Origin of the sequence: Sphaerotilus mobilis, assembly GCF_004216565.1 — a bacterium.
GTDB lineage: Bacteria > Pseudomonadota > Gammaproteobacteria > Burkholderiales > Burkholderiaceae_C > Sphaerotilus > Sphaerotilus mobilis.
Genome location: NZ_SGWV01000007.1, coordinates 1,082,648 through 1,097,997 on the forward strand (window position 1 = coordinate 1,082,648; position 15,350 = coordinate 1,097,997).

Genomic DNA, 15,350 nt, shown 5'->3' on the forward strand with positions numbered 1-15,350 from the left:
CCGCCTACAATCGCACGATGCCCATCTCCCCCATTCCTGAGCTGGTGGCCGAGCTGGCCGCTGGTCGCATGGTCATCCTTGTCGACGAGGAAGACCGTGAAAACGAAGGTGATCTGGTCCTGGCTTCGGACCTGGTGACGCCCGAGGCGATCAACTTCATGGCCAAGTTCGGCCGTGGCCTGATCTGCCTGACCATGACCCGCGAACGCTGCGAGTTCCTCGGCTTGCCGCCGATGGCCACGCGCAATGGCACCAAGCACGGCACCGCCTTCACCGTCTCGATCGAAGCCCGCACGGGCGTCACGACCGGCATTTCGGCGGCCGATCGTGCCCGTACCGTGCAGGTGGCGGTGGCGCGCGAGACCCAGCCGTCCGACCTGGTCCAGCCCGGCCACGTCTTCCCGCTGCAGGCCCAGGACGGCGGCGTGCTGATGCGTGCCGGCCATACCGAGGCCGGTTGCGACCTCGCCCGCATGGCCGGCCTGACGCCCTCGTCGGTGATCTGCGAGATCATGAACGACGACGGCACCATGGCCCGCCTGCCGCAGCTGGAAGTCTTCGCGGAACAGCACGGCCTGAAGATCGGCACGATCGCCGACCTGATCACCTACCGCAGCCGCAACGAGACGCTGATCGAGACGCTCTCGAACCAGCGCCTGTCGACCGCCTGGGGCAGCTTCGACTGCCGCACCTTCCGGGACCGCACCGGCCAGATCCACTTCGCCCTGAGCCTGGGCGAGTGGACCCCTGAGGACGAGGTGCTGGTCCGGGTGCACGAACCCCTCTCGGTCATCGACCTGCTCGACATCGGCACGCCGCGCCACTCTTGGTCGCTGCCGCAGGCGCTGACAACGCTGCAGCAGGCCGGTCGCGGTGTCGCGGTGCTGCTCAATGCGGCCGGCGATGCCGATCAGTTGCTCGCCCAGATCAAGCCCGACGGCTTCGAGCCGCAACGCAGCGGCTCGGACCTGCGCACCTATGGTGTCGGCGCGCAGATCCTGCGCGAACTTGGCGTGCGCCGGATGAAGCTGCTGAGCAACCAGCGGCGCATCCCCAGCATGACCGGCGGCTATGGCCTCGAGGTGACCGGCTTCCTGCCGACCACCGCCGTCTGACCCACCCCGAACCCCGAACAGGACCGCGATCATGAAAGACGCAGACAAGGGCGTGGCCGGCGAACTCGACGGCCACGACCTGCGCATCGGCATCGTGCAGGCGCGCTTCAACGCCGCCCTCACCGAGAAGCTCTACGAGACCTGCAAGGCCGAACTGCAGGCGCTGGGCGTGTCGCCCAAGCACATCCGCCACGTGACGGTGCCCGGCGCGCTCGAGGTGCCGCTGGCGCTGCAGGCCATGGCCGAGCTGAAGGAATACGACGCGCTGATTGCGCTGGGCTGCATCATCCGCGGCGAGACCTACCACTTCGAGCTGGTCGCCAACGAGAGCGGAGCCGGCGTGACCCGGGTGTCGCTGGACCATGGCACGCCAATCGCCAACGCCATCCTGACCGTCGAGAACGACGCCCAGGCCTGGGCCCGCGCCGGAGAGAAGGGCCGCGACGCGGCCCGTGTGGCCGTCGAGATGGCCAACCTGCTGGAAGACCTGAGTTGAACGCGCCCAAGCCTGACATGAAGCCCGACACCCGCCCGGCCCACAAGCCGCGCGGCCCCGCCGCCGGTGGTGCAGCCGGTACGGCCCGCCCCAAGTCGGCCCGGCGCCGCTCGCGCGAGTTGGCCCTGCAAGGGCTCTACGAGTGGCAGATCAGCCGCGCCGACGTCGGCGTGGTCGATGCCCACATGCGCGAGCAGGAAGAACACGCCAAGTGCGACAACGCCCACTTCGTGGCGCTGCTGCACGGCTGCATCGCCCAGATCGACGACCTGGACGCGCTGATCACGCCGCACCTGGACCGCCGCGTCCAGGAGCTGTCGCCGATCGAGCACGGCGTGCTGCTGATCGGCGGCTACGAGCTCAAGCACTGCGTCGACATCCCGTACAAGGTCGCGATCAACGAGGCGGTCGAACTGGCCAAGTCCTTCGGTGGCACCGACGGCCACAAGTACGTCAATGGCGTGCTTGACAAGATCGCACCGACGCTGCGACCGGTCGAGGTTGCCGCGCAGCGCAACCGCCGTCCGGCGGGCTGACAACGGCCAGCGCCGCAGCATCACCTTGAACCCGAACGCAGCCTCGGCCACGCCCTGGCGACTGGCCCGTCGCGTCGACCAGATCGAACCCTTCTGGGTGATGGAGTGCGCCAAGGCGGCCGATCGCATCGCCGCCAGCCCGGCCTGTGATCCGGCACGCGGTGGCGAGCCGATGCTCTACCTGAACATCGGCGAGCCGGACTTCACCGCACCGCCGCTGGTCGTCGACGCCGCGCGACAAGCGCTGGCCGACGGCCGCACCCAGTACACGCCCGCGATCGGCACGCCCGCGCTGCGCACGGCGATCTCGCACTGGTACGGCCAACGCTGGGGCCTGGACATCGATCCGGCCCGCATCGTGGTGACGGCGGGCGCATCGGCCGCCCTGCAGCTGCTGTGTACGGCGCTGGTCGAGCCGGGTGAAGAGATCCTGATGCCGGACCCGAGCTACCCCTGCAACCGTCATTTCGTGACGGCCGCTGGCGGCACGCCACGGCTGCTGCCCTCCGGTGCGGCCCAGCGCTTCCAGCTCGACGCGGCCTCGGTCGCGGCGGCCTGGGGCCCGGCCACGCGGGGCGTGATGCTGGCCTCGCCGTCCAACCCGACCGGCACCTCGATCGCGCCGGACGAACTGGCCCGCATCGTCGACGTGGTGCGCGCGCGCGGCGGCGTCACGATCGTCGACGAGATCTACCTCGCGCTTGGCTACGACCAGGCCCTCGGGCGCAGCGCGCTGTCGCTCGGCGAGGACGTGCTGGTCGTCAACAGCTTCAGCAAATACTTCGGCATGACCGGCTGGCGGCTCGGCTGGCTGGTGCTGCCGCCCGCCCTGGTCGCGCCGGTCGAGAAGCTGGCGCAGAACCTCTACATCTGTGCCTCGGCACTGGCCCAACATGCCGCGCTGGCCTGCTTCGAGCCCGCCACGCTGGCCGAATGCGAACGCCGCCGGGCCGAGTTCCGGGCCCGCCGCGACTGGCTGGTGCCGCAGCTCGAAGCCCTCGGGCTGCCGGTACCGGTGATGCCCGACGGCGCCTTCTACGTCTGGTTCGACACCCGGGCGCACGCTGCCAGCAGCTGGGACTTCTGCTTCGACATGATGGAACGCGCGCACGTCGCCCTGACCCCCGGCCGGGATTTCGGCCATGCCGAGACCGGCCACCACGCCCGCCTGTCCTTCGCCAGCTCGATGGACGTGCTGCAGGCGGCCATCCAGCGACTGGCCCGCACCTTGCGGGCCCCTCAGCCATGAACGAGCCGACGTCCTGGGGCGGTGCCGCCCCGCTCAACGCCGCCAGCAGCGACAGCGACGCCTGGCCGCTGGACGCCGTGTCCGGTGCGCATGCGGGTGCCAACCCGTCCGATGGCAGCGCCGCTGTCGACGTCAGCCTGGGTGGGCCACGCCCGGACTGGCACGAGAACACCCAGCGCCTGGACGGCGAAGAGGACACCGAACCCGGCGCGATGCCCGCCGCCGATGCCGCGCCGCCGCAGATCGGTCCGGCCGGCCGCTACCGGCTCGACGAACGGCTGGGCTCGGGCGGCGTCGGCACGGTCTGGTCGGCCTACGACTCCTTGCTGGCACGGCAGGTGGCGGTCAAGATCATCAGCATCCACGGCACGCCCGACGAGCGCGCGACGCTGTCGGCCCGGGTTCTGGAAGAGGCGCGAGCCACGGCCCGGCTGAGCAACCCGCACATCGTCACGGTGCACGACGCCGGTGTCAGCGCCGACGGTGCCTACATCGCGATGGAGCTGCTGCGCGGCAAGGACCTGGCCGAGCTGCTGCGCGGCGGCTGGCGACCGGGTGCCGACCAGGCCGCGCTGATCGTGCGGCGGGTGGCTGACGCCCTGGGCTACGCGCACAGCAAGGGCGTGGTGCACCGCGACGTCAAGCCGGCCAACATCTTCATGGTCGGACGGACGCGACCGATGGTGCTGGACTTCGGCCTTGCCCGGCTGGTCCACCACGATGTCGACGATGCCGCCTTCGGCTCGCCCTACTACGCCGCGCCGGAGCAGTACGACGGCCGCGAATGCGATGCGCGCAGCGATGTTTACTCGCTCGGCGTTGTGCTCTACGAACTGCTGACCGGCCAGCGCCCCTACAACGGCGCCACGCTCGACGAGATCCGCCGCGCGGTCCGCCAAGGCGGCGCGCTGCGGCCGTCGCTGCAGGCGCCGGGACTGCCGGTCGCGCTCGATGCGGTGGTGATGCAGGCCATCGAGGTCGACCCTGCCGCCCGGCCCCGCAGCGCTGGCGCGTTGGCGCGCGAGCTGCGCACCTGGCTGGCGGCCCAGTCGGCGCCCGCCCAACCGCCCGCCCAACCGCCCGCACCAGCGCAAGCGCCAGCACCTGTGGCCGCGCCGGCAGCCGCCCCGGTTGCGCCACCGACGGCGATCCAGCCCCCCGCAGACCGCCCGCGCCTGACCCAGATCGCCCACCCGACGCCACCGCCGCCGAGCGATTTCGCACCGACCCATCCGCCCACCGGCTTCCTGCCGACCTCGCCCGACCTGCTGCTGCCCAGCACGCCGGACCTGCCCTTGCCGGCCACGTCCTCAAACGGCCGCCCGCCCTCCAGCAACGTCCGCATGCGCGCCGATGGCGCCAGCGCCGTGCTGCCGCCGGCCGCCAACCCGGCCACCGGCCGCGACGACAGCCATCGCCTGAGCGGCTTCGGCGAACTCGCGCCGGTCGCCGCGCCGCCAGCGCCGGTCCCGGCCAAGACCGCCGGAGCATCCGACCAAGAGATGACGGCCGAACCGCCGCGCCCGCCCTGGCTGTCGGCCGCCGTCGCCGCTGCCGTGCTGGGCGTCCTGCTGCTGCTGGGTTGGTGGGCTGTCGGCCATGGTTGACGCCGGTCTGCCGGGCCGGTCGAGCCCATCGATGCCGATGTCCAGCTTCGTCTGGCCGGTGCGGGTCTACTGGGAAGACACCGATGCTGGCGGCGTGGTGTTCTACGCCAACTACCTGAAGTACTTCGAACGTGCACGCACCGAATGGCTGCGCAGCCTGGGCCTGTCCCAGGAACGGTTGCGCCTGGACACGGGCCTGCTGTTCGTCGTCGCCGATACTTCGGTCCGCTACCGCCAGCCGGCCCGGCTCGACGACGCGCTCGACGTCACCTGCGAGCTGCGCGAGCGGCCCGGCCGGGCCAGCCTGCTGCTTGATCAGCAGGTGCGGCGTGGCGATGCGGTGCTCGCCGAGGGCCGCATCCGTGTCGGCTGTGTCGATGCGGCGCGTTTCGCGCCGTGCCGCCTGCCCGACGACCTCCTCGAAACACTGATGAACCCACCCCGCGCATGAATCAGGACCTGAACATCCTGCACCTCGTCACCCAGGCCAGCCTGGTCGTCCAGCTGGTCATGGCCATCTTGCTGAGCGTGTCGCTGGCCAGCTGGGCGGTGATCTTCGGCAAGCTGATCGGCCTGCGCAAGGTGCGTGGCGGCAACGACGGCTTCGAGCGCGAGTTCTGGTCCGGCCGCAACGTGCAGGAGCTCTACGGCGCCAGCGAACGCAACGCCGAGGTCGGCGCGCCGATGGAGCGCATCTTCGCGGCCGGCATGCGCGAGTACCTGAAGCTGCGCGAGCGCCGCGTGACCGATCCGGGCGCCCTGCTCGACGGTGCCCGCCGGGCCATGCGCGCCAGCCTGCAGCGCGAACTCGACACCATCGAGCACAACCTGTCCTTCTTGGCCACGGTCGGCTCGGTCTCGCCCTATGTCGGCCTGTTCGGCACGGTGTGGGGAATCATGCATGCCTTCACCGGCCTGTCCAACCTGCAGCAGGTCACGCTGGCCACCGTCGCGCCGGGCATCGCCGAGGCGCTGGTGGCCACCGCCATCGGCCTGTTCGCGGCCATTCCGGCGGTGATCGCCTACAACCGCTTCGCCCGCGACATCGACCGCATCGCGATCCAGCTCGAGACCTTCATGGAAGAGTTCTCCAACATCCTGGCCCGCAACGTCGGTCAGGCCGCGTCCGCCCCCCAGGGCGTGGCGCGCTGAGCCGGAGCGCACGCAGATGCCCGCTGTCGCCGGTCGCGGCCATGGACGCCGCCGCACCATGAACGAGATCAACATGGTGCCGTTCATCGACGTCATGCTGGTGTTGCTGATCATCTTCATGGTCAGCGCCCCGCTGATGACCCCGGGCGTGGTCGACCTGCCCAGCATCGGGCAGGCCCAACGCCAGCCCGACCGGGTGGTCGAGGTCATCCTCGACAGCGCCGAGAAGCTGCGCCTGAAGGTCAGCGCCGCACCTGGTGCGCCGGCCGTCACCGATGGCAAGCCGTCCGACGGCGAACGCATCGAGCTGCGCCAGCTCGCCGCCCGGGTCCAGGCGCTGCAACAGGCCGCGCCCGGTGGCGCCAAGCAGGTGCCAGTCATCATCTCGGCCGACAAGGGCGTCAAGTACGAGGCCGTCGTCAAGGTGATGGACACGCTGCAGAAGGCCGGCGTTCCGCGGGTCGGCCTGGCCGTGCGCACGACCGGCAGCTGAGCCCGGTCGACACCCCCGTCGTGACTGCCACGCACCCGACTTGAACACCTTCGACGCCCTCCACCGCCCGCCGTCGCCCGACGGCATGGGCACCGGTTTCACCATCGCCCTGCTCGTGCACGCCGGGCTGGTCGCCGCACTCGCCTATGGCGTGGCCTGGCGCCGCCAGGACGTCAACACCGTGTCGGCCGAACTCTGGGCCGCCGTGCCGCAGATCGCCGCGCCGATGGCACCGCCGCCGCCTCCGCCCGCGCCGCCGGCCCCTGCGCCTCGTCCGGTGCCCGCACCTCCGCCACCGCCGCCGGCCCCGGCCCAGAAGGCCGACGCCGACATCGCGGTGAAGAAGGCCCAGAAGGAGAAGGACGACAAGGAGAAGGCGGCCCGGGACGAGGCCGAGCGCAAGAAGGCTGCGCTCGAAAAGGAGCGCGCCGAGAAGGAGCGCGCCGAGAAGGACAAGGCGGTGAAGATCAAGGCCGCACAAGTGAAGGCTGCGCAGGAAAAGGCCGCTCAGGAAAAGGCCGCTCAAGAAAAAGCCGCGCAGGAAAAGCTCGACAAGGCCGAGGCCGAGCGGGTCAGCAAGCAGCGCCAGGAGAACATCGCGCGCATGAACCGCGAGCTGGGCAACGACAACCCGGCGGTCGGCAACAACACCGGGCCGAGCAGCGGCCGCGCCGCCGTGTCGGCTGCGCCGTCGGCCACCTATGCCGGGCGGATCCGTGCCCGCGTGCTGCCCAACATCGTCTACTCGGGCGCCCGCGACCTGTCCATCCTGGCGGAGGTCGAGGTCCGGGTCGCGCCGGACGGCAAGATCATGGGCACTCGCCTGGTCAAGTCCAGCGGCAACCCGGACTGGGACCAGGCCGTCCAGCGGGCGCTGACCCGCACCGACGTGCTGCCGGCCGACACCGACGGCCGCATCCCGCCCGTGATGCTGCTGAGCTTCGACCCGACCCAGCGCTGATCGGGCATCGACTGGCCGGCGGCAAACGTAACGGGTGCGCCTCCCGTCACGAACCACGCGGCACGGTCGTGACGCAGCGCACGGTGGCGCTCAAGTTGACTTTGGGCAGGCCCGATATGAGCGGCAAGGGGCCGAACGCTCGGCCCATCGACACCTGCCGCCGATGCCTTCCGCTGCCACACCCGCCTCCGACGATTTCCTGATGCTGCCCGTGGATCGGCTGCGGGCCGGGCTGTTCATCCACCTCGACCTGGGCTGGATGGACCACCCCTTCCCGCGCGGACGCTTCCGGCTTGATGGCGTCGACGAGATCGAGACCCTGCGCCGGCTGGGCGTGAACGAGGTCCGGGTGCAGCGCTCAACCAGCGACGCGGCAGCGCTGGCCGAGGCGTGCGAGGCTCGGACGCTGGACCTTCGCGGTGCCACGTCGGCGTCGACAGCCGGCCCGGCTGCGGCCACACCGGCGCCATCTGCAGCGCCGATGCCCGATGCGGCCCTGCGCCAGCGCCGCGCACAGCAGCAGGCCCAGCGCGACAGCCTGGCCCACAGCGAACGGGTACATGCCCAGGTCACGCGCGGCTGGCAGAGCGTCATGCGCGACGTGGTCGCGCAACCGCAACAGGCCCGTCAGGCCGCCGAGGCGCTGGCCCACGGGCTGTGCGACGAACTGCTCGGCGACCCCGACACCACTGTGCGCCTGATCGGCGAGGCCGCCGGCACGGCGCAGTCGCAGCATGCGATGAACGTCACCGTGCTGAGCCTGCTGCTGGGCCGCGCCCTGGGGCTGGACGGCGCGGCGCTGCAAGACCTCGCGCTGGGTGCGCTGCTGCACGACGTCGGCAAGCTGCTCTTGCCCGACCACCTGCGCAACGCCGATGCCAGCAACCCGGCGCTGCAGCTGCGCGAATGCCGTGAACACGTCGCCCAGGGCGTCCGGCTGGGCATGACCATGGGCCTGGATGCCGAGGTGCTGCGGGTGATAGGCCAGCACCACGAGTGGCATGACGGCAGCGGCCTGCCGATGGGCTTGGCAGGGCCGGCGATCTCGGTGTCCGCGCGCGTGGTCGCGCTGGTCAACCGCTATGACCGGCTGTGCAACCCGCGACCCGGCGAGCCGATGCGCACGCCCCACGAGGCCCAGGCCCTGCTGTTCGCACACCAGCGTGCCCAGATCGACCCGGCGGTGCTCGCGGCCTTCATCAAGCTGCTGGGCGTCTACCCGCCCGGCTCGATCGTGCAACTCAGCGACGAAAGGCTGGCGCTGGTCGTTGCGGTGCACCCCTCGCGCCCGCTGCGCCCGACCGTGCGGATGCACGACCCGCGCCTGCCGGCCGACCAGACGCAGCTGCTGCACCTGAACAGCCAGCCCGACCTGGGCATCCGCCGCAGCCTCCATCCGCAGCACCTGCCGCGCGCGGTGGTCGATGCGCTGGCACCGCGCGGTGGCCGCATCCACTGTTACTTCGCCCATGACCTGGAGCCGGCCAGCCAGCGCCAGGCCCAGGTGGCGTGAGCGGGACGCCGACCATGTCGCACGCCCCGCCCGAGCGCAACGCCGTCTGGCCGCCGGACTGGCTCGCCGGTCTGCCGCAGGCCGCCTGCCTGGTCGACCCGGTCGACCTGACGGTGCGCGCCGCCAACGCCGCTGCGGCTCGCCTGCATGCGCAGCCGATGGCGGCGCTCGTCGGCTTGCCCGTCGTCCAGCTGGCGGCCACGCCCGAGGACCAGCTGTTCTGGCTCGAAGCCGCCGATCCGGCCGCACTGACCAGCGGTATGAGCTTGCACACGGACAGCTTGGTGATGCAGCCCGGCGGCCGCAGCGTCGCGGTCGAACGCCGCATCGCCCCGGTCCTGACGGCCGAAGGTGGCCCGGCCTGGCTGCTGAGCTGGATCGACCGGGAGGCCGAACAGCGCCTGGCCGCCGAGGTCGGTCGCCTCGCCGGCGAGCTGGGCGCCACGCTGGCCTCCAGCCGCGACGCGATCCTGGTCACCGATCTGGACGGCAGGGTGCGCGGCCTGAACGCCGCCTGCGCCGCCCTGTGGGATCTGCCCGAAGGCGCCGCCGAGCTCGACGGCTGGGACGACGCCCAGCTGCTCGACCACCTGGGCGAACGGCTGGCGGATCCGCTGGGCTACGCCGACCAGTTGCACACGCGCCAGCAGGCGCTCGGTCAGGCCACGCCGGGCAGCGCCGATGCGCGCTGCGCGGTCGACCGCATCGCCTGCGCCGACGGTCGCATCTTCGAACGCCGGCTGATGCCGCAATACGGCCACGGCCGGCCGGTAGGCTGGATCCAGGTCTGGCATGACCTGAGCCCGGCGCTGGCCCAGGAAGCGCGCTTGCAGCTGGCCTCGCAGGTCTTCGATGCCAGCCTGGACGCGCTGCTGGTGCTCGATGCCCACCACCGCGTGATCGCCGCCAACCCGGCCGCTGCCGCGCTGACCGGCCAGCCGCGCCCGGCCTTGCTGGGCCGCTCGCCCGGCTGGTTGCTGGACGGCCCGGCCGGCCCGATCGAGGCGCTGCTGGCGCGTGTCGCGCCGGGGCGTCCATGGCGGGGTGAGCTGCAGCTGCAGGCGCTGGACGGCATCGTGCCGGTACAGGCCCACCTGATCGCACACGCTATCCAGGACGACGCGGACGCGGGCGCCTGCATCGTCGTGCTGCGTGACCTGCGCGAGCGGGTCGCCCAGCAGCGCCAGCTGCGCGAACTGGCCGAGACCGATGGCCTGACCGGCCTGCCCAACCGGATCCGGCTGGAGCAGCAGATCCAGGCCACCATTGAACGACAGCGGCTGGGGGCTGCCGGCGGCGGCGGCTTTGCGCTGCTGATGGTCGGCCTCGAACGGCTGGACCGCATCAACGACTCGCTCGGCCACGGTTGCGGCGACCAGGTGCTGGTGGAGATGGCGCGCCGCGTGGGCGCCCAGGTGCGTGGCGCCGACACGCTCGGCCGGTTGGCGGGCGACAGCTTCGTGCTGATGCTCGACGGCGCCGACGCGGCCCAGGCCGAAGCCGTCGGACGACGGCTGCTGCAGGTGATCGCCGAACCGCTGACGCTGGGCCAGGTCAAGCTGTCGGGCCTGAGCCTGACCATCAAGGCCAGTGCCGGTGTGGCGCTATTCCCGGCCGATGGCGTCAGCGCCGACACCCTGCTGCGCAACGCCGACAGCGCGATGCAGGCCGCCCGGCTGCAGCAAGGCGGCGAGCTGCGCTTCTACCAACCGGCCATGAACCGCGACCTGCTCGCCCGCCTGCAGCTTGACCAGGCCATGCGGCTGGGCCTGGCGGCTGGCCAGTTCCGGCTGCAATACCAGCCCCAGGTCGACCTGCGCGACGGCCGCATCCTTGGCGCCGAGGCGCTGTGCCGCTGGACCGATCCGCAACGCGGACCGGTCTCGCCGGCTCAGTTCATCGGCGTGGCCGAAGAAACCGGCTTCATCGCCGAGCTGGGCGACTGGGTGCTGCATGAGGCGGTCGCGCAAGCGGCCCGCTGGCACCGCGCCGGCCGGGCGCTGCCGGTGTCGGTCAACGTCTCGGCGCTGCAGTTCCGCGATGCCGGCTTTGTCGCCGGGGTGGCCCGCGCGCTGGCCGAAGCCCATCTGCCGCCCGGGCTGCTGGAGCTGGAGCTGACCGAGAGCCTGCTGCTCGACGAGGTCGACGCCCACCTGCAGCAGCTGCAGGCCCTGGCCGACCTGGGTGTGCGGCTGGCGATCGACGACTTCGGCACCGGTTATTCGAGCCTGCGCTACCTCAAGCGCCTGCCCATCCACCGGCTCAAGATCGACCGCGAGTTCATCCGCAACCTGCCCGATGACACCAGCGACCGCGCCATCACCCACACCATCGTGCAGCTGGCCCAGGCGCTCGGCCTGGACGTGATCGCCGAAGGGGTCGAGACCGACGCCCAGCACCGCGCCCTGTGCGAACTGGGTTGTGCGTCCTTCCAGGGTTTCCTGGTGGCCGGCGCCCTGACCGTGCCGGACTTCGAGGCCCTGCTGGACCCGCCGCAGCGCAAGCTGGCCTGAGCCGCGTTCGACCCCGGCGTCCGGGGCGCGGACCTCACTCGCGCAGGTCGATCACCCGCACGCGGACCCGCCGCTCGCGCTCGCCGCGCTTGACGCTCAGTTCGACCTGGCTGTCGACGCCGGCCCGTTCCAGCTCGGCGACGAAGTCCGACAGCGTGTCCACCGCCCGGCCGTTGACGGCGGTGATGACGTCGCCCAGGTCGCCGCTGCGGCGGTTCATCGCCACCAGCCCGGCCTGCGCCGCCGGCGTGCCACGGCCGACCTCGGCCAGCACCACGCCGCTGATGCCCGCGCGCGCCACCAGGTCCGGCCGCACGGGGGTCACGCCGATGCCCGGCAAGGGCGCGTGGCCTTTGCTGATCAGGGCCGGCACGACCCGGTTCACCAGATCGGCGGGGATCGCAAAGCCGATGCCCGAGCTGCTGCCACTGGCCGATCGGATCGCGCTGTTGACGCCGATCAGCCGACCGGCGCTGTCCAGCAGCGGCCCGCCGGAGTTGCCGGGGTTGATCGCCGCATCGGTCTGGATCACGCCGACAACCTCGCGGAAGTTGGCGGTCGGCAACTCGCGGTCCAGCGCGCTGACCAGGCCCTTGGTCAAGGTGCGCTGCAGGCCGAAGGGGTTGCCGATCGCATAGACCGTCTGGCCGATGCGCAGGTCCCGGCTGCTGCCCAGCGGCACCGGCCGCAGCGCCCGCGGCAGGGTCTTCAGGCGGATCACGGCCAGGTCGTACTCGGGCGCGCCGCCAACCGGCTCGGCCTCGATCGGCTTGCCGGCATCGAGCTGCACGAAGACCCGTCGGGCACCTTCGATGACGTGGTAGTTCGTCACCACATGGCCCGCGCTGTCCCAGACGAAGCCGCTGCCCGCGCCCTGGCTCATCTCGGCCCCGCCGAGCGCGTTGCGCTGCACCGTCTCGGTGGTGATGTAGGCCACCGACGGCGCGGTCTCCTCGAACAGCCGCACAACCGCCGCCTCGTCGGGCAACAGGGCCCCGCGCGGACTGACCGACCGAGGCTGCGCATCGGCCGCACCCGCCGGCCCGACCAGCAGCTGGGCGCCCAGCAGGGCCAGCAACGCCATCGGCAGGGCGAACAGGACGGGGCGCAGGAAACGTTGGAGGTTCTGGCGGAGGGCGTTCATGGCGACAGTATCGGCAACACCGAATGGCGGACAGCCTGTGGTGTTGGGGCCGATCGCCGGGCTTTCAAGTCGGGCCCGACCTCCGGCCCCTACGGTTCACGACGCCCCGCTATGCTCCGCCCCCCGTGTTTGCCCTGACCGAGCCACCATGCCGCGCCTGTTGAACCGACCCGCCACGCGGCCCGCGCGGCGTCCCGCCTGATGCGTCGCGGGGCCTTGCAGGCGGCGACGGCCTATGTGCTGTGGGGGCTGTTCCCGCTCTATTTCCGCCTGGTCGACGAGATCCCGGCGCTGGAGATCACTGCGCACCGGGTGGTCTGGTCGCTGGTCTTCATGGCCGTGCTGATGACGGCGCTGCGGCGCACCGCCTGGCTGCGTCCCGCGCTGGGCGACCGGCGGGTGATGCTGGCCTTTGTCGGCAGTTCGGTGCTGCTGGCCACCAACTGGTTCATCTACGTCTGGGCGGTCACGAACGGACGGGTGGTCGAGGCCAGCCTGGGCTACTTCATCAACCCGCTGTTCAACGTGCTGCTGGGCCGCCTGGTGCTGGGCGAACGGCTGGTGCTGGCGCAGAAGGCGGCCGTCGCACTGGCAGCGGCCGGCGTGGCCTGGCTGGCTTGGCAGACCGGGCAGGTGCCGTGGATCTCGCTGGCGCTCGCGGCCTCCTTCGGGACTTACGGCCTGTTGCGCAAGAAGGCCCCGCTGGGCACGCTCGAAGGCCTGACACTGGAGAGCCTGCTGCTCGGTCCGCTGGCCCTGATCGGCCTGCTGTGGATGGGCACACAGGGCGCCACCGGCTTCCAGCACGCCAGCCTGTCGACCCAGCTGCTGCTGGCCGCCGCCGGTCCGCTGACCGCCATTCCGCTGATCTTCTTCGGCGCGGCCGCCCAGCGCATCCCGATGAGCCTGCTGGGCATGCTGCAGTACATCGGCCCGACGATCCAGCTGGCGCTGGGCGTGTGGCTGTTCGGCGAGCCCTTCGGCGGCGCCCGGCTGCAGGGCTTTGTGCTGATCTGGATCGCCTGCGTGGTCTTCAGCGCCGAGATGCTGTGGCGCCACCGGCCGCGCGATCCTGTCGTGGACGCGGTCGATGCAGAGCCGATGTGATGGCGACGCCGCACACGTCCCCACCCGAACCCAGAACCGAAAGCCGACACCTCCGCATGCGCAAGTTCAAGACCACCCTGCTCCAGATCGGCGACCTGCTGCTGACCGCCGGCCCCGTGCTGCTGCTGGCCATCGGCCTGATGGTGCTGGCCTACCGGGTGCTGAGCCCGACGCCGCCGCAACGCATGGTGCTGGCCACCGGCCCCGACCAGGGCGCCTATGCCGAGTTCGGCCCGCGCTATGTCAACGCGCTGAAGAAACACGGCATCACCGTCGAGCTGCGCACCACCAAGGGCTCGCAGGAGAACCTCACGCTGCTGCAGGCCGGCGCCGTCGATGCCGCCTTCGTGCAGGGCGGCGCGCAGGACGAGCTGGGGCCGGACGAGGCCCCGCCCGAGGGCCTGGCCAGCCTGGGCAACCTGTTCCGAGAGCCGGTCTGGGTGTTCTACCGCGAGGCGGTCGCCGTCCAACGGCATGAGCGCAAGACGCTCGACAGCCTGGCGCAGCTCAAGGGCTGGCGCATCAACATCGGCCACGAAGGCAGCGGCGTCACCAACGTGATGCGGCGGCTTTTCAACGCCAATGGCATCGACCCGCGGACCCAGAAGCTCGGCCGGCTCGAACCCACGCCAGCCGTGGTCGAGCTGCTGGCCGGCCGCATCGACGCGCTGGCGCTGGTCTCGGCACCCGAATCTCCGCTGGTGCGCATGCTGCTGATCACGCCGGGCGTCCGCCTGCTGGACTTCGCCCAGGCCGAGGCCTATGCGCGGCGCGTGCCGCAGGTCCAGCCGGTGCTGCTGCCGCGTGGCGTGGTCGACCTGGCCCGCGACCTGCCGCGTCAGGACCTGCGCCTGCTGGCCGCCAACGCCACGCTGGTCGTGCGCGATGACACCCACCCGGCCCTGCAGCAGCTGCTGGTGCAGGCCGCAGGACGCATCCACGGCGAGGGCAACTGGTTCCAGCGCAAGGGCGAGTTCCCGCAGGCCGGCGTCAGCGACTACACGCTGGCCGGCGAGGCCCAGCGCTACTTCGAGAGCGGCACGCCGCTGCTGCAGCGCTACCTGCCGTTCTGGCTGGCCAACCTGATCGACCGCATGTGGGTCGTGCTGGTGTCGATCGTCGCGGTGGTGATCCCGCTGTCGCGCATCGTGCCGCCGCTCTACACCATGCGCATCCGCTCACGCATCTTCCGCTGGTACGGCACGCTGCGCGAGATCGAGGAACGCGCCGGCGACCCGGCCCTGACGCCCGAGGCCATCGCCGCCCTCGAAGCCGAACTCAAGGCCCTGGACGCCCGCGTCGAACGCCTGCCGGTGCCGCTGTCGCACGCCGAGGAGCTGTATGCGCTGCGCAGCCACATCCAGCTGGTGAGGCGGCGTTTGCAGGCGGCGTGAGGGGGAATCCGCTCGGCCGCTCGGATTCGGAACGGGGCAAGGGGGGACCGGGTTTCACCTTCCCCCGTGG

Annotated in this window: 14 protein-coding genes; 13 read left to right on the forward strand and 1 reads right to left on the reverse strand. The window is 71.3% G+C overall.

Features of this window, described 5'->3' with window-relative positions:
- The first annotated feature begins 17 nt into the window (after window positions 1-17).
- The 11 genes from ribBA (at window position 18) to EV685_RS05115 (ending at window position 11,635) form a co-directional block, all read left to right on the forward strand.
- The gene (gene ribBA, locus EV685_RS05065; protein ID WP_130480838.1) at window positions 18-1,115 is read left to right on the forward strand and encodes a bifunctional 3,4-dihydroxy-2-butanone-4-phosphate synthase/GTP cyclohydrolase II; all 1,098 of its coding nucleotides are present in this window, start codon (window positions 18-20) and stop codon (window positions 1,113-1,115) included.
- A 31-nt stretch (window positions 1,116-1,146) separates the two neighbouring features.
- Window positions 1,147-1,611: a 6,7-dimethyl-8-ribityllumazine synthase gene (ribH, locus tag EV685_RS05070; RefSeq protein ID WP_130480839.1), complete on the forward strand. Its 465-nt coding sequence runs from the start codon at window positions 1,147-1,149 to the stop codon at window positions 1,609-1,611.
- Between the two features lie 17 nt (window positions 1,612-1,628).
- Window positions 1,629-2,147: a transcription antitermination factor NusB gene (gene nusB, locus EV685_RS05075; RefSeq protein ID WP_130480840.1), complete on the forward strand. Its 519-nt coding sequence runs from the start codon at window positions 1,629-1,631 to the stop codon at window positions 2,145-2,147.
- Between the two features lie 25 nt (window positions 2,148-2,172).
- Complete coding sequence (locus EV685_RS05080) at window positions 2,173-3,396, forward strand: pyridoxal phosphate-dependent aminotransferase (protein WP_275938337.1); 1,224 nt, start codon at window positions 2,173-2,175, stop codon at window positions 3,394-3,396.
- Window positions 3,393-5,003, forward strand: a complete 1,611-nt coding sequence (locus tag EV685_RS05085; protein WP_130480842.1) for a serine/threonine-protein kinase — start codon at window positions 3,393-3,395, stop codon at window positions 5,001-5,003. Before EV685_RS05080 ends, EV685_RS05085 begins: the two co-directional genes overlap by 4 nt.
- A gap of 37 nt (window positions 5,004-5,040) precedes the next feature.
- Window positions 5,041-5,454 carry a tol-pal system-associated acyl-CoA thioesterase gene (gene ybgC, locus EV685_RS05090; protein ID WP_130480843.1) on the forward strand — a complete coding sequence of 138 codons (414 nt, stop codon included), beginning with the start codon at window positions 5,041-5,043 and terminating at the stop codon, window positions 5,452-5,454.
- Window positions 5,451-6,155: a protein TolQ gene (tolQ, locus tag EV685_RS05095; protein ID WP_130480844.1), complete on the forward strand. Its 705-nt coding sequence runs from the start codon at window positions 5,451-5,453 to the stop codon at window positions 6,153-6,155. Before ybgC ends, tolQ begins: the two co-directional genes overlap by 4 nt.
- Before the next feature lie 16 nt (window positions 6,156-6,171).
- Window positions 6,172-6,648, forward strand: a complete 477-nt coding sequence (locus EV685_RS05100; RefSeq protein ID WP_130480845.1) for an ExbD/TolR family protein — start codon at window positions 6,172-6,174, stop codon at window positions 6,646-6,648.
- Window positions 6,649-6,688: 40 nt separating this feature from the next.
- On the forward strand, window positions 6,689-7,609 hold the full coding sequence (gene tolA / locus EV685_RS05105; RefSeq protein WP_242615425.1) for a cell envelope integrity protein TolA: 921 nt from the start codon (window positions 6,689-6,691) through the stop codon (window positions 7,607-7,609).
- Window positions 7,610-7,772: 163 nt separating this feature from the next.
- A complete protein-coding gene (locus tag EV685_RS05110; protein WP_130480846.1) occupies window positions 7,773-9,122 on the forward strand; it encodes a cyclic di-GMP phosphodiesterase in 1,350 nt (449 codons plus the stop codon).
- Window positions 9,123-9,136: 14 nt separating this feature from the next.
- On the forward strand, window positions 9,137-11,635 hold the full coding sequence (locus tag EV685_RS05115; RefSeq protein WP_130480847.1) for a putative bifunctional diguanylate cyclase/phosphodiesterase: 2,499 nt from the start codon (window positions 9,137-9,139) through the stop codon (window positions 11,633-11,635).
- Between the two features lie 34 nt (window positions 11,636-11,669).
- Here the strand turns inward: EV685_RS05115 and EV685_RS05120 are convergent, their stop codons facing one another.
- Window positions 11,670-12,779, reverse strand: a complete 1,110-nt coding sequence (locus EV685_RS05120; RefSeq protein WP_130480848.1) for a S1C family serine protease — start codon at window positions 12,777-12,779, stop codon at window positions 11,670-11,672.
- 201 nt (window positions 12,780-12,980) lie between these two features.
- On the opposite strand from EV685_RS05120, the gene rarD reads away from it, so the two are divergent.
- Together rarD and EV685_RS05130 are read left to right on the forward strand one after the other, a co-directional pair.
- Window positions 12,981-13,886, forward strand: a complete 906-nt coding sequence (gene rarD, locus EV685_RS05125; protein ID WP_130480849.1) for an EamA family transporter RarD — start codon at window positions 12,981-12,983, stop codon at window positions 13,884-13,886.
- 56 nt (window positions 13,887-13,942) lie between these two features.
- On the forward strand, window positions 13,943-15,280 hold the full coding sequence (locus EV685_RS05130) for a TAXI family TRAP transporter solute-binding subunit (protein ID WP_130480850.1): 1,338 nt from the start codon (window positions 13,943-13,945) through the stop codon (window positions 15,278-15,280).
- Window positions 15,281-15,350 lie beyond the last annotated feature (70 nt).

What these genes read in the sequence shown, in the direction of transcription:
- ribBA (WP_130480838.1), top strand. Translation starts at nt 18, where the DNA reads ATGCCCATCTCCCCCATTCCTGAGCTGGTGGCCGAGCTGGCCGCTGGT.
- ribH (WP_130480839.1), top strand. Translation starts at nt 1,147, where the DNA reads ATGAAAGACGCAGACAAGGGCGTGGCCGGCGAACTCGACGGCCACGAC.
- nusB (WP_130480840.1), top strand. Translation starts at nt 1,629, where the DNA reads ATGAAGCCCGACACCCGCCCGGCCCACAAGCCGCGCGGCCCCGCCGCC.
- EV685_RS05085 (WP_130480842.1), top strand. Translation starts at nt 3,393, where the DNA reads ATGAACGAGCCGACGTCCTGGGGCGGTGCCGCCCCGCTCAACGCCGCC.
- ybgC (WP_130480843.1), top strand. Translation starts at nt 5,041, where the DNA reads ATGTCCAGCTTCGTCTGGCCGGTGCGGGTCTACTGGGAAGACACCGAT.
- tolQ (WP_130480844.1), top strand. Translation starts at nt 5,451, where the DNA reads ATGAATCAGGACCTGAACATCCTGCACCTCGTCACCCAGGCCAGCCTG.
- EV685_RS05100 (WP_130480845.1), top strand. Translation starts at nt 6,172, where the DNA reads ATGCCCGCTGTCGCCGGTCGCGGCCATGGACGCCGCCGCACCATGAAC.
- EV685_RS05110 (WP_130480846.1), top strand. Translation starts at nt 7,773, where the DNA reads ATGCCTTCCGCTGCCACACCCGCCTCCGACGATTTCCTGATGCTGCCC.
- EV685_RS05115 (WP_130480847.1), top strand. Translation starts at nt 9,137, where the DNA reads ATGTCGCACGCCCCGCCCGAGCGCAACGCCGTCTGGCCGCCGGACTGG.
- EV685_RS05120 (WP_130480848.1), bottom strand. Translation starts at nt 12,779, where the DNA reads ATGAACGCCCTCCGCCAGAACCTCCAACGTTTCCTGCGCCCCGTCCTG.
- rarD (WP_130480849.1), top strand. Translation starts at nt 12,981, where the DNA reads ATGCGTCGCGGGGCCTTGCAGGCGGCGACGGCCTATGTGCTGTGGGGG.
- EV685_RS05130 (WP_130480850.1), top strand. Translation starts at nt 13,943, where the DNA reads ATGCGCAAGTTCAAGACCACCCTGCTCCAGATCGGCGACCTGCTGCTG.